5 protein-coding genes are annotated in these 14608 nt (G+C 73.6%); all 5 read right to left on the bottom strand.

Annotation, left to right across the window (positions count from 1 at the left end; translation table 11 throughout):
• Position 1: 1 nt before the first annotated feature.
• On the bottom strand, positions 2 to 790 hold the full coding sequence (locus tag ABGA98_RS13640; protein ID WP_347618607.1) for an ABC transporter permease: 789 nt from the start codon (positions 788 to 790) through the stop codon (positions 2 to 4).
• Positions 787 to 1686 (bottom strand): ABC transporter ATP-binding protein, encoded by a 900-nt coding sequence (locus tag ABGA98_RS13635; protein WP_347618606.1) that lies wholly within the window; start codon positions 1684 to 1686, stop codon positions 787 to 789. The genes ABGA98_RS13640 and ABGA98_RS13635 overlap by 4 nt, the downstream gene beginning before the upstream one ends.
• 48 nt (positions 1687 to 1734) lie before the next feature.
• Positions 1735 to 3171 carry an isochorismate synthase gene (locus tag ABGA98_RS13630; RefSeq protein WP_347618605.1) on the bottom strand — a complete coding sequence of 479 codons (1437 nt, stop codon included), beginning with the start codon at positions 3169 to 3171 and terminating at the stop codon, positions 1735 to 1737.
• 27 nt (positions 3172 to 3198) lie between these two features.
• Positions 3199 to 4785 carry an AMP-binding protein gene (locus ABGA98_RS13625; RefSeq protein ID WP_347618604.1) on the bottom strand — a complete coding sequence of 529 codons (1587 nt, stop codon included), beginning with the start codon at positions 4783 to 4785 and terminating at the stop codon, positions 3199 to 3201.
• Between the two features lie 61 nt (positions 4786 to 4846).
• Complete coding sequence (locus ABGA98_RS13620; RefSeq protein WP_347618603.1) at positions 4847 to 14593, bottom strand: type I polyketide synthase; 9747 nt, start codon at positions 14591 to 14593, stop codon at positions 4847 to 4849.
• Positions 14594 to 14608 lie beyond the last annotated feature (15 nt).

Here is a 14608-nt window from a genome sequence, read left to right as displayed (position 1 = left end):
CTCAGGCGTCGCGGGAGCGGAACAGGGCGAACGCCGCGATCAGCAGCACGGCGGTGAAGGCGGCCATCACCCCGAAGCCCGGCCACGGGAGCATGCGCTCGGCGTTCTGCACGGTGGTGGTGATCTGCAGGCCGGCCTGGATGGGCCAGTACGTCTGCACCCAGGCGCCGACCCCGTCGGGCAGCAGCCTGGGCCCGATGATCGGGATGATGAAGTTGACCGCGACCAGCACGGTCGTGGCACTCATGGTGGAGCGCAGCAGGCCGCCCAGCGCCACGCCCGACAGGCCGACCAGCACCCAGAGAAGCCCCATCCCGACGACGGCGCGCAGGACGCCCGGCTCGCCGAGGGAGGCGGTGGGGGCGCCGCCGGACCCGAGCACGGCCTGCCCGAGGAAGAACGAGCCGAAGCTGGACACCCAGCCCATCAGCAGGGCGATCAGCGCGAACGTGGCCACCTTGGCGCCCAGCAGCCGGCCGCGCCGCGGCACCACGGTCGTGCTGGTGCGGATCAGGCCGGTGGCGTACTCGTGGGTCACCACGAGCACGCCCAGCGCGCCCACGGTGATCTGGGCGAACAGGAACCCGCCGTACATGCTGATGTAGGTGGGATCGAACACCGCCCTGGTGGCCTCGGAGGCGGCCTGGTAGTTCTCGCTGGCCCCGTTGGCGGTCAGGGCGCCGGGGAACACCATGAGCGCGACGGCGGTCAGCATGGTGGGGATGTTGGACGGGATCGTCCGGAACTTGGTCCATTCGGAGCGGACGGTGTCCGCGAACGCCACGCTCATGCCGCACTCGCCTGGAACTCGATGCTGTCACGGGTCAGATCCATGTACGCCTGTTCCAAGGAGCGCTGCGGCGTCAGCTCCGTCAGCACCACCTTGGCGTCGAGCGCGGCCTTGCCGACTTCCCTGGCCTCCAGGCCGGTGACGATGAGCGCCCCGTCGGCGCCGGGGAGCACGGTGCCGCCGGCCTCGGTCAGCTTGGCGGCGAGCCGCTCCTGGTCGTCGGCGCGTACGAGCACGTTGGAGCCCTGCCGGATGAACTCGGCGATCCCGATGTCGGCGATCAGCTTGCCCTTGCCGATGACGATGAGGTGGTCGGCGGTCTGCGCCATCTCGCTCATCAGGTGGCTGGAGACGAGGACGGTGCGGCCCTCGGCGGCCAGTCCGCGCATCAGCTCGCGGATCCACTTGATGCCCTCGGGGTCGAGCCCGTTGACGGGTTCGTCGAATAACAGCACCTTCGGATCTCCGAGCAGCGCCACCGCGATGCCGAGCCGCTGCCCCATGCCCAGCGAGAAGCCTCCCGCGCGCTTGCGCGCCACCGACTCCAGCCCGACCACCTGCAGGACCTCGTCGACGCGCTTGGCGGGGATGCCGTTGGTCTGGGCGATGCAGAGCAGGTGGTTGCGCGCCGTGCGCCGGGGGTGCACGGCACGGGCGTCGAGCAGGGCGCCCACCTCGCGCATCGGCCGGGGCAGGCCGACGTAGGCGCGGCCGTTGACCGTCACGCTCCCGCCATGGGGACGGTCGAGGCCGAGGATCGCCCGCATGGTGGTCGATTTGCCCGCCCCGTTGGGTCCGAGAAAACCGGTGACCCGCCCAGGATGGACATTGAATGACAAACCATCCACTGCCGTCTTATTGCCATAACGCTTGGTCAAATCGGTAATTTCGATCATTTTTCTAGTCCCTCCACAGACGGGAGATGGAGCCCGGTTCCCACACCATCATTCAAGATCTTTGCACTCGACCCGTCTATAGGGTGCCCTTTCCGATAAAGGAACCGCCAGTGCATTAAGCATGGGACGGAACTTCAACCGGGTCTCCTCAAGCTCCGCGTCCGGGTCGGAACCCGCCACGATGCCGCATCCCGCGTACAACGTGGCCGTCCCCTCCTCCAGGTGGGCCGAGCGGATGGCCACCGCGAAGTCGCCCTCCTGGTCATCGTTCATCCACCCGACAGGGCCGGCGTACCAGCCGCGGTCGAAGGGCTCGGCCTCGCCCAGCCACTCGAGCGCCGCACGCCGCGGCTGCCCGCCGACGGCGGGCGTCGGGTGCAGCCGCTCGACGAGGTCGAGCACGCTGGCCGACTCGGGGTCGGCGACCTCGCCGACGATGCGGGTGTGCAGGTGCCGCAGGTTCGGCAGGTCGAGCACGTGCGGCTCGTCCGGCACCGTGACGTTGCCGCAGACCTGCTCGAACGCGCGCCGCAACGTCGCGGTGACGATCTTCTGCTCGCGCCGGGACTTGTCGTCCTCCAGCAGGGCCGCGCGCAGGCACGCGTCCTCGGCCGGGGTCGCGCCGCGCGGCATGGACGCCGCCAGGCTCATCGACTCGGCCCGCCCGCCGCGCAGGCTGACCAGCCGCTCCGGCGTGGCGCCGACGAAGGCCTGCCCGTACGCCGCCACGGCGAACGCGGTGCTGCCCGGCTGCGTGTCGAGCAACGTCCCCATGACGGAGGGCAGGTCGTAGCCGCAGGGCGAGGTGACCCGCAGCTGCCGGGCCAGCACCGCCTTGTCGAACCTGCCGCGCCGGATCTGCTCGACGGTGTGCGCGACCAGCGCCCTCCACTCCGACGCCGACGGGACCTCGATCGTGTTCGTGCCCGCGAGCTGCGGGCTGGGGCATGGCCGCACCCCGGCGGAGGCGAGCAGGGCGGCGGCGTCCGCGGCCGTCCGCGCGGGACCGTCGGCCGTGGTGCCGCGCGGGTCGACGCACACGCTGAGCGCGAGCGTGGCCCTGCCGTCCCGGTCCTGCGTGATCAGCACGCGCGGCACCCACATCAGGGCCTCCGGCAACGAGCCGGGACGCGGCGCGAAGGCGAAGCCGCCGACCAGAGCCGGAACGCCACGCGCTCCGGGACCGTCGGCCACCGCTGTTCTGGCCGCCTTCTCCCAGCCGCGCCGGATGCCGGCGAACCTGTCACGGCCGAAGTGCGTGAAGTCCGTGGCGCTGCCCATGGCGATGACGCTGGTCTCGGGCGACACCCAGACGAAGGTGCGCGTGGACCGCTCGAACAGCGGTCTGAGCAGCCCGGCCGGGTCGAAGGGGCCGATGTCCTGGCGCCAGATCGCCAGGGCGGGGCACGCGTTGTTGCGCGCCTCGATGGTCGCTTTGGCGTGCACTTCCCGGAATCCCTGCAGGTCGATGTCTGCGACGTGCATCGGCGATCGTCCTCTGCGTGCGTGGGGTCAGTGGAACATGCCGGCGAGCGTCTTCTTGCTGACCTTGCCGAGCGGGGTGAGCGGGAGTCGGGGGACGATCTCCAGGCGGTCGGGGAACTTGAAGGCCGCGACACCGCGGTCGCGCAGGAAGGCGGCGAGCTCGGCCAGCGTCGGCGCCGTGCCGCGGGGCACCACGCAGGCACAGGTCCGCTCGCCGAGCACCTCGTCAGGCAGGCCGACCAGAGCGACCTCCCTGACACCGGGATGGGCGAGCAGGTGGTTCTCCACCTCCTCGGCCGCGATCTTCTCCGCTCCCCTGTTGATCTGGTCCTTGACGCGACCTTCGAAGATCACATGACCGGTCGGCAGCAGCCGTACCAGGTCTCCGGTCCGGTAGAAGCCGTCGGCGGTGAACGTCCTGGCGTTGTGCTCGGGCGCCCGGTAGTACCCCCGCACCGTGTACGGGCCGCGCGCCAGGAGCCGGCCCACCTCGCCGGGAGCGACGTCGTTGTCGTCCTCGTCCACGACCCGGACCTCGTCCGCCGGGGAGACGGGCAGCCCCTGGCTGACGAGGACCACGTCCTGCGGGTCGTCCCACCGGTGGAACCCGCACAACCCCTCGGCCATGCCGAAGGCCTGCTGGAGCCGGCAGCCCAGCGCGGGCTCCACCCTGCGGGCCATCTCGGGCTGGAGCTTCGTCCCGCCGATCGTGACCCGCCGCAGGCTGGACAGGTCGTACTCGTCCCACTCTGCCGCCTCCATCCACAGCAGCGCCGCGCCAGGGATCAGCCCGGTCTCGGTCACTCTTTCCCGTTCGATGAGCGGGAACGCCTCGTCCGGGCTGGGACCCGGGGCCAGCACGAGCGTGCCGGCCGCGTGGAAGGTGGCCAGCAGCCCGTGGGTCAGCGGCCAGTTGTGGCTCAGCGGCAGGCTCACCAGGTGAACGGTCTCCTCGCCGTAGTCGCACGCCTCGGCCACCGCGCGCCCGCTGTACGACCATTCCTGGTGGGCGCGCGGCACCAGCTTGGGAACGCCGGTCGTCCCGCCCGACAGCAGGAAGAGCGCCACGCCGGCGGGGTCGGGCCTGGGCAGGTCGACCGGGTCGCCGTCCAGGGGAAGCGCGGCGAAGTCCCCCGGATCTCCCGCGACGAGCACGTGCTTGAGCGTGGGCACCCGCGCCGTCACCTCGGCGGCCAGCTCCCGGTAGTCGAACCCGACGTGCACGTCGGGAATGACGTACGCCACCGCGTCGGTGCACTCGCAGAAGTACGTGATCTCGCTGCTGCGGTGGGCCGGCAGCGCCAGGACCGGCTGGGCGCCGATCCTGAACAGCGCGAACATGAGCGCGACCAGCTCCGGAATGTTCGGCAGCTGCACGACGACGCGGTCGCCGGCGCCGATGCCGATCCGGCGCAGGCCGGCCGCCATCCGGTCGGTCCTGGCGTCCAGCTCGGCGTAGCTCCACCGCTCCCCGCCCGCCACGAGGGCGGTCTTGCCGGGGTGCGAGCGGGCCAGCCCGCGCAGGAGCTCGCCCAGCGTCTCGTCGCGCCAGTAGCCGGCCGAACGGTACCGCTCGGCGAACTCCTCAGGCCAGGGGGTGCATCCATCCAGCACGGGTCCGTCCTTTCTTCGGCGGGGGCCTTGCGGGCCCGACCGCGATCTCAGCCGGGATGGCTCAGCTCATGGCCTCGGCGAGCAGGTGCTCGGCCAGCTCGGCGGGGGTCGGGTAGTCGTAGATCGCGTCGGCCGCCACCTCGATGCCGGTCAGCTCGACGAGCCGGTTGCGCAGCTCCACCGCGGCCATCGAGGAGAAGCCGAGCTCGAAGAACTCAGCGTCCTGCTCGACCGCGTCGGGCATCGGCAGCTGCAGGATCGCCGCCGCCTCGCCGCGCACCACGCCGAGCACGATGTCCCGGTGCTCCTCGGCCGGGCTGCCGGACAACAACCGGCGGAAGGCCGCCGCGTCGTCGACGGCCTCGCCGGAGTCGCCATCCTCCCCGGCTGCCTGCGGGATCTCCTCCAGCAGCCGGACCTGGCCGGACGCGTTGAGCGCGGCCCAGTCGGGGTCGGCGAGCACGAGCGTCCTGTCGCCCTGGTGCAGCGCGTGGCGGATGGCCGACACGGCGTCCCCGGGCTCCTTCAGCCCGGCGGCCACGGCCAGCGCGGGCTGCCCCGCGGCCAGCCGCTCGTCCGCCAGCGCGGCGAAGAACTCGTACGCCTCCGCGCCGTCCCCGCCCCAGGCGGCCCGCGACGGGGCCAGCATGACGAAGACTCCCACGCCGGCGGCTCTGGCCGGCTCGTCCAGCACGCGAGCCGCCTCCGCCGTCGTACACACGACCGCCGACACCCCTCCGGCCTTTGCCTGCCCGTTCACCCCGGACCCGCCGGCCGCGTGCCCGTTCAGCCCAGGCGCGCCAGGCGCGTGCCCGTTCAGCCCGGCGGCCGGGGTCAGGACGCCCATGGCCGCGGCGAGGCCGGGCGTGCCCGGCTCGCCTCCGGGGCCGGAGGCCGCTCCGGTGAGGACGGTCACGCCCGGCTCGCCTTCGAGGCCGGCGGCCGGTTCGGTGAGGACGACCCGTTCCGCGCCGTTGCGGGCGGCCCATCTGGCCAGTTCCGTGGCGGTCTCGTCGAGGTGGCCCGCCAGCAGGACCGTGCCGCCGGGCCGCCAGTCGCGGCCGAGCGGCGTGCCGCGCGGCGGCGCGGGCCGCAGCCTGCGGGCGAAGACCCCGCCGGAGCGTACGGCCACCTCGGCCTCACCCGTCAGCCCGGACAGGACCCCGCACAACCGGCGGATGACCTGGTCGTCGAGCCTGACCGGCAGATCGATCAGCCCGCCGCGCCGCAGCAGCCCCTCGCCGGCCGCGCTCCGGAGGGCACCCCAGTCCGCGGCCGTCTCGGGTCCTGCCACACGGTCGGACGGCACCACCTGGATCGCGCCGCGGGTGAGGAACCAGACCGGCGCCGAACCCTCGGGGACCGCCGGAGCCCGCACGCCGTCCGGCAGCAGGCACACGATGCCCGCCACGCCACCGTCGGAGGTACCAGGCAGCACGACCGTGTCAGCCGCGCCTGCGTGGAAAGAGCCGGGCGGCTCGGGCAGCACCACCGTGTCCGCCCCATGGGCGGCGAGCCCCGCTGCCAGCGCCTCCGCCGGTGCGGCGGCGTCCCCCACCACCAGCCAGGTTCCGGAGAGCGCGGGGGCGGGCAGGTCGGTGAGGGGGCGCCAGCCGAGCTGGTAACGCACGTCCCCGTGGCCGGCGCCGTCCTGGCCGCGCAGCCTGGCCAGCGCGGGCAGCAGGTCGGCGACCGTGGCGCCGCTCTCCAGGCCGAGCACCGCGAGCAGGCCGTCCAGGTCGTCGCGGCCGACGGCGTCCCAAAGCCCCTGGTCGGGCCGTACGTCCTCCTCCTGACGAGGAGGGTCGGGCCAGTACCGCTGGCGCTGGAAGGGGTAGGTGGGCAGCGGCACGGCCCGCCCCGAGCCGATCACGGCGGCCCAGTCGACGCCGACCCCGTGCGTGTACGCCTGGGCCAGGGCCTCGATCAGCGTGCCGGTCTCGGCCCGGTCGCGGCGCAGCGCCGGAGCGGCGACCCCGGTCCAGCCGTCCAGGCAGTCCTTCACCATGGCGGACAGCACCGCGTCGGGGCCGAGCTCGATGAAGGTGGACACGCCCTGGTCGCGCAGGGTCCGTACGCCGTCGCAGAAGCGCACGGCCTGGCGCAGGTGGCGGGCCCAGTACTCGGGCGAGGTCAGCTCCTCGACGGTGGCGAGCTCGCCGGTGACGTTGGAGACGACGGGGATCTCCGGCGGCTGGAAGGCCAGCCCGCGGGCGACGTTCACGAACTCCTCGATCGCCGGCTCCATCAGCGGCGAGTGGAACGCGTGGCTGACGGTCAGCCGCCTGGTCTTGCAACCGCGCGAGGCCAGCTGCTCGGCCAGCTCCAGCACGCTCGCCTCGTCGCCCGACAGGACCAGCGACGAGGGGCCGTTGACGGAGGCGATGCCGACGCGCTCCTCGTGCCCGGCCAGCAGCGGCAGCACGTCCTCCTCGGTCACGCCGCGCACCGAGACCATGGCGCCGCCGGGCGGCAGCGCCTGCATGAGGCCGCCCCTGGCGGCCACGAGCGCGACCGCGTCGTCCAGCGACAACACGCCGGCGACGTGCGCGGCGGCGATCTCGCCGATCGAGTGGCCGGCCAGGAAGTCGGGGCGCACGCCCCACGCCTCCAGGCAGCGGAACAGGGCGACCTCGACGGCGAACAGCGCGGCCTGGGTGTACCGGGTCTGGGCGAGCAGGTCGGCGTCGCCGGCGATGACCTCGCGCAGGGGCCGGTCGAGGTGCCGGTCGAAGCGGGCGCAGACCTCGTCGAAGGCCGCGGCGTACTCGGGGTAGGCCGCGTACAGCTCCTCTCCCATGCCCGGCCGCTGGCTGCCCTGGCCGGTGAAGAGGTACGCCGTCCGTCCCCGGGCGGCCGAGCCGGTGATCACGTTGTCGGCGGGGGTGCCGGCGAGCGCGGACTCCAGCCCGGCGGCGAGCTCGTCGCGGGTGGCGCCCAGGACGACCGTCCGCCGCTTGAACGAGGCCCGCGTCGTGGCCAGCGACCAGGCGACGTCCGTGGCCCGCCGGTCGGCGCCCAGGTGGTCGCGGAGCCTGCGGGCCTGCGCCTTCAGCGCCTCCGCGCTCTTGGCCGACAACACCCACGGGATGACCGGGCGCGAGGGCTCCTCGGGCTCGGCGGGTTCGTCCTGCTCCGGGGCCTGCTCGATGATGACGTGGGCGTTGGTGCCGCTGATGCCGAACGAGGAGACGCCCGCGCGGCGCGGCCTGCCCGTCTCCGGCCACGGGACGGCCTCGGTGAGCACTTTGACCGCGCCCGCGTCCCACGCGACGTGGGTGGTGGGCTCGTCCACGTGCAGCGTCCGCGGCAGCACGCCGTGCCGCATGGCCATCACCATCTTGATGATGCCCGCGACGCCGGCGGCGGCCTGGGTGTGGCCGAGGTTCGACTTCACCGAGCCGAGCCAGAGCGGCCGGTCCTCCGGCCGGTCCTGGCCGTACGTCGCGACGACGGCCTGCGCCTCGATCGGGTCGCCCAGCGTGGTGCCGGTGCCGTGGCCCTCGACGGCGTCGACGTCGGCCGTGGTCAGCCGCGCGTCGGCCAGCGCCTCCTCGATGAGCCGCTGCTGCGAGGGGCCGTTGGGCGCGGTCAGGCCGTAGCTGGCGCCGTCCTGGTTGATCGCGGTGCCGCGCACCACGGCCAGGATCGGGTGGCCGTTGCGCCGGGCGTCGGAGAGCCGCTCGACCAGCAGCAGGCCCACGCCCTCCGCCCAGCCGGTGCCGTCGGCGCCCGTGGCGAACGACTTGCAGCGGCCGTCGGGGGCGAGGCCGCGCTGGCGGCTGAAGTCGACGAACACGCTGGGCGTGGAGAGCACGGTGACGCCGCCGGCCAGGGCGAGCGAGCACTCGCCGCGCCGCAGCGCCTGGATCGCCATGTGCAGGGCCACCAGCGACGAGGAGCAGGCCGTGTCGATGGTGACCGACGGGCCCTCGAAGCCGAAGGTGTACGACACGCGGCCGGAGGCGACGCCCGCCGAGATGCCGGTGCCGACCAGGCCCTCCAGGTCGCTCGTCGGGTTCTGCAGGTGGAAGCCGTAGTCGTGGTACATCAGGCCGACGTACACGCCGGTCCGGCTGCCGCGCAGCGTGCCCGGGTCGATGCCGGCGTTCTCCATCGCCTCCCACGAGCCCTCGAGCAGCAGGCGCTGCTGGGGATCCATGGCCACGGCCTCGCGCGGCGAGATGCTGAAGAACGCCGGGTCGAACGTGGTGGCGTCGTAGACGAAGCCGCCCTCGCGGGTGTACGTGGTGCCCGGGTGCTCCGGGTCCGGGTGGTAGAGCTCGTCCAGGTTCCAGTTGCGGTCGGCGGGGAACATCGACATCGCGTCGCCGCCTTCGGCCACCAGGTTCCACAGCCCGTCGGGGTCGGTAACGCCGCCGGGCAGCCGGCAGCTCATGCCGACGATGACGATCGGCTCCTCCTCGCCGGACTGCGTCCTGGCCGAGACGGCCGACCGTGGCCCGTCGAGCAGCCGGGTCCGCAGATATTCGACGAGGCCGGCGGGCGTCGGGTAGTCGAAGACGAGGGTGGCGGGCAGCCGCAGGCCGGTGGCCGCGTTCATGCGGTTGCGGAACTCGACGGCGGTCAGCGAGTCGAACCCGGCCTCGTTGAACGGGCGGTCCTGCTCGACGGCGCTGGGGTCGCGGTAGCCGAGCACGGTCGCCACCTGGCCGAGCACGAGGTCGAGCAGCACCCTGGCGTGCTCGGACTCCGGCATGCGGGCCAGGCGCTCGCGCAGCTCCGACGCGGCGACCGGGTCGTCGCCCACCACCCGCCGCTTCGACGTGGGGACCAGCTCCTGCAGGATCGTGGGGAGCGCCCCGAACTGGGCCGCCATCCGCAGCGCGGCGAACTCCAGCCGGATCGGCACCAGCGCCGCCCGGTCCGCGGCGCAGGCGGCGTCCAGCAGCGCGAGCCCGTCGGCGGTGGACAGCGGCGCGACCCCGGTGCGGGCCAGCCGCGCCCTGTCGGTCTCGCTGAGCGTCCCGGTGAGCCCGCTGTCCTGCTCCCACAGACCCCACGCCAGCGACAGCGCGGGCAGGCCGAGCCTTCTGCGCCGCTCGGCGAGCGCGTCGACGAACGCGTTGGCGGCCGCGTAGTTGCCCTGGCCGGGCCCGCCGAAGACGCCGGCCGCCGAGGAGAACAGCACGAACGCGGTCAGCGGCAGGTCCTCGGTCAGCTCGTGCAGGTTCAGCACGGCATCGGCCTTGGCCCGCAGCACGGTGTCGATCCGCTCGGGCGTCAGCGCGGCGAGGACGCCGTCGTCCAGGGCGCCCGCCGTGTGCACGACACCGGTGAGCGGATGTTCGGCGGGGACGCCCGCCAGCACGTCGGCCAGGGCCTGCCGGTCGGCGGCGTCGCAGGCGGTGACGGTCACGTCGGCGCCGAGCGCGGTCAGCTCGGACATCAGCTCGGCCGCGCCCGCGGCGGCGGGGCCGCGGCGGCTGATCAGCAGCAGGTGGCGGATCCCGTGCTCGGTCACCAGGTGGCGGGCGACGATCCCGCCGAGGGTGCCGGTGCCGCCGGTGATCAGCACGGTTCCGTCCTGATCCCACGAGGCGGCGGCCGGTGGCGTTTCCGCGGGCGCCTCGGAGCCCGCCCCCGCTTCCGCGGGTGCGGCGGTGCTCCGGCGGGACAGTCGCGGCACCAGGGCCTCGCCCCCGGCGAGCGCGATCTGGGGTTCACCGGACACGACCGCGGCGGGGAGCGCCTGCCACGACTCGTCCGTGCCGTCGAGGTCGAGCAGGACGAAACGGCCCGGGTTCTCCGACTGCGCCGAACGGATCAGCCCCCACACCGCGGCGACCGGCAGGTCGCCGCCCTGAGCCATCGTGCCCTGGGTGACCACGACGAGGGGCACGTCGGCGTACCGTTCCTCGGCGAGCCAGGACTGGGCGGCGGCCAGCACCTCGCTGGTCGCGCTGCGTGCTCCCGTCGCCGGATCGGCCGCTGGGTCTGGGGCGCACACCCAGAACGCCAGGTGCGGCGTGGCGCCGTCCGGGTCGAGCGTGTCCACCTGCGCTCCTGCCGCCTCCAGCGCGGCCTTGAGCCGGCTGCCGTCGCCGCCGGCGATCGCGTAGCGTGCGCCGTCAAGCCCGGCGTCCGGCCCAGAGGCCGGCCCAGAGGTCGGCCCAGGTAGCGGCCCAGCGGGCACCCAGTCGAGGGCGAACAGGGCGTCGCGCAGCGGGTCGGTGGCGGCCTTGAGGTCGGCGGCGGCCATCGCGCGGACGACCAGCGAGTCCACGGAGGCGACGGGCGCGCCGGTGGCGTCGGCGACCTCGATCCGCACCGCGTTCGCGCCCTCGGGCGCGAGCCGGACGCGCAGCGTGGCGGCGCCGGTCGCGGCCAGGCGCACGCCGGTCCAGGCGAACGGCAGCACGGGGCCGCCGGTGGCCTGGGCGGGGAAGAAGTCGCCCACGGCGAGGGGCTGCAGTGCCGCGTCGAGCAGCGCGGGGTGCAGCCCGAAGCCGCCGGTCTCGGTGCCTTCCGGCAGGGCGACCTCGGCGAACAGCTCCCGGTCGCGCCGCCACACGGCCCGCACGCCGCGGAAGGCGGGGCCGTAGTCGACGCCGATGCCCGACAGCAGCTCGTACACGCCGTCGGCGCCGATGGCGGTCGCTCCGGCGGGCGGCCACGACGCCTCGGCGAAGGCGGCCGCCCCGGTGTCCTTGGCGAGGAAGCCGGTGGCGTGCCGGGTCCACGGCTCGTCGTCGAGCCGCGAGTGGATGGTCAGCGCGCGCCGCCCGTCCTCGTCGGGCGCGCCGACGGCCACCTGCACCTGGACGCCGCCGCGCTCGGGCAGGACCAGCGGGGCCTGCAGGGTCAGCTCCTCCAGCAGGTCGCAGCCGGCCTCGTCGCCGGCCCTGACGGCCAGCTCCACGAAGGCGGTGCCGGGCAGCAGCACCTGCCCGCTGACCATGTGGTCGGCCAGCCACGGGTGGGTCTTCAGTGACAGCCGGCCGGTGAGCAGCACGCCTTCGCCGTCGGCCAGCGACACGGTGGCCGCCAGCAGGGGATGCCCGGCCTGGCCCATGCCGAGCTGGGTGAGGTCGGCGTTCGACTGGATGTTCTTCGGCCAGTACGGTTCCCGCTCGAAGGCGTAGGTGGGCAGGTCGACCCTGCGGGGACGCGCGGGGGCGTAGGCCTGGGCCCAGTCGACGTCCACGCCGCGCACCCACAACTCGGCGGCGCTGGACCACAACCGGCGCAGGCCGCCGTCGTCGCGGCGCAGCGTGCCGACGGACACCGCCTCGCCGCCCGACTCCTCCAGCGTCTCACGGGTGCCGATCTGCAGCACCGGGTGGGCGCTGGCCTCCACGAAGAACCGGTGCCCCGACTCCGCCAGAGCACTGACCGCCGGAGCGAACCACACCGTCTGCCGCAGGTTCTCATACCAGTACGCGCCGTCCACCTCGGAACCGGACAACCACTCCTGCCGGACCGTGGAGTACCAGGCCACCTCGGCCTCGCGGGGCGTGACCGGAGCCAGCAACCTGCCCAACTCGTCCTGGATGGACTCCACATGAGCCGAGTGCGAGGCGTAATCCACATCGATCCGCTTGGCCCGCACCCCCTCACCCTCACAATGCGCCAGCAGCTCCTCGATGGCGTCCACATCGCCTGACACCACCGTCGAAGCGGGACCGTTCACCGCCGCCACCGACAGCCGCCCCTCCCAGCGGGTCAGCAGCTCACCCACCTCGGCCGAACCCAACGGCACCGACGCCATACCACCACGCCCGGCCAGAGCGACGATCGCCTGACTGCGCAACGCCACCACCCGAGCGCCGTCCTCCAACGACAACGCACCCGCCACCACCGCAGCCGCGATCTCCCCCTGCGAATGCCCCACCACCGCAGCAGGAACCACCCCCAGCGACCGCCACACCTCCGCCAAAGAAACCATCACAGCCCAGAGCACCGGCTGCACCACATCCACCCGGTCATAACCCGGCTGGCCGGCCTCACCACGCAACACACCCGTCAACGACCAGTCCACGAACCCAGCCAGCGCCGCCTCACACTCGCCCATCCGCGCCGCGAACACCGGCGAGCTGTCCAGCAACTCCACACCCATGCCCAGCCACTGCGACCCCTGACCAGGAAACACGAACACCGGCTTGCCACCACCGCCGGCGACGCCCTGCACCACGTCGGGCACCGGCACGCCCTCGGCCAGGCCGTCCAGGCCGGCCACCAGCTCGTCCCGATCAGCACCGACCACGACCGCGCGGTGGTCGAAGGCCGTCCGGCCCGTCAGCAGCGACCAGCCGACGTCGGCGGGGCTCTCGCCGGAACGGGTACGCGTCCACGCGGACAGCCGCCCGGCCTGCCGCCGCAGGCTCTCCGCGCCGCGCCCCGACAGCAGCCAGGGGACCGCGGGAGGCTCCTGGCGCGGCCCGTCCTCGGCCGGCGGGGCCGGCGGCGCCTCCTCGATGATCACGTGCGCGTTGGTGCCGCTCATGCCGAACGACGACACGCCGGCCCTGCGCGGCTCCACGCCGGCGGGCCACGGGCGGGCGTCCGTCAGGAGCTCCACCGCGCCCTTCGACCAGTCGATGTGCTCCGACCGCTCCTCCGCGTGCAGGGTCGCGGGCAGCACGCCGTTGCGCATCGCCATCACCATCTTGATGACGCCCGCGGCGCCGGCGGCGGCCTGCGCGTGGCCGATGTTGGTCTTCACCGACCCGAGCCAGAGCGGGCGGTCCTCCGGCCGGTCCTGGCCGTAGGTCGCGATGATCGCCTGGGCCTCGATCGGGTCGCCGAGCTCGGTGCCGGTGCCGTGCGCCTCCACGGCGTCCACCTGGACGGGGGCGAGCCTGGCGTCGGCGAGGGCGGCGCGGATGACGCGCTGCTGCGACGGGCCGTTCGGCGCCGTGAGCCCGTTGCTCGCGCCGTCCTGGTTGATCGCCGAGCCGCGGATGACGGCCAGCACGGGGTGGCCGTTGCGGCGGGCGTCCGACAGGCGCTCGACCAGGAGGACGCCCGCGCCCTCGGCGAGCGCCATGCCGTCCGCGGCGGCGGAGAACGCCTTGGAGCGGCCGTCCCTGGCCAGCGCGCGCACCCTGCTGAAGCCGATGAACGTGCCGGGCGACGACAGCACGGCCACCGCTCCGGCCAGCGCCAGCGAGCAGTCGCCGTTGCGCAGCGCCCGTACCGCCAGGTGCAGCGCCACCAGCGACGACGAGCAGGCCGTGTCGATCGTGACGGCCGGCCCCTCCAGGCCCAGCGTGTACGAGATGCGGCCCGACACCACGCTGGTGGCGACGCCGGTCATCAGGTAGCCCTGCAGCTCGGGCGGCGCCTGCGTCATCAGCGTGAGGAACTCGGAGCTGTTGGCCCCCACGAACACGCCGGTCCTGCTGCCGTGCAGGGCGGCCGGGTCGATGCCGGCCCGCTCGATCGCCTCCCACGACGTCTCCAGCAGCAGCCGCTGCTGCGGGTCCATCGCCTGCGCCTCGCGCGGGGAGATGCCGAAGAACGCCGGGTCGAACGCCGTGACGTCCTTCACGAAGCCGCCCTCGCGGACGTACGAGGTGCCGAACGCGTCGGGGTCGGGGTTGTACATCGACTCCAGGTCCCAGCCGCGGTCGTCGGGAAGCCCGGAGATGGCGTCGGCCCGGCCGGACACGATCCGCCACAGGTCCTCGGGGCTCTCGATCTCCCCGGGGTAGCGGCAGCCGATGCCGACGATGGCGATCGGCTCGTGGTCCTTGTCCTCGGCCGCCTGCAGCCGCTTCTTGCTGTCGTGGAGCTCGGTCGTCACCCGCTTGAGATATTCGACGAGCTGTTCCTCTGTCGCCATGGTGTTGCCTTCCTA

Origin of the sequence: Nonomuraea sp. B1E8, from assembly GCF_039871515.1 — a bacterium.
Lineage (GTDB): Bacteria > Actinomycetota > Actinomycetes > Streptosporangiales > Streptosporangiaceae > Nonomuraea.
This window is presented reverse-complemented; position numbering and strand designations above follow the sequence as displayed.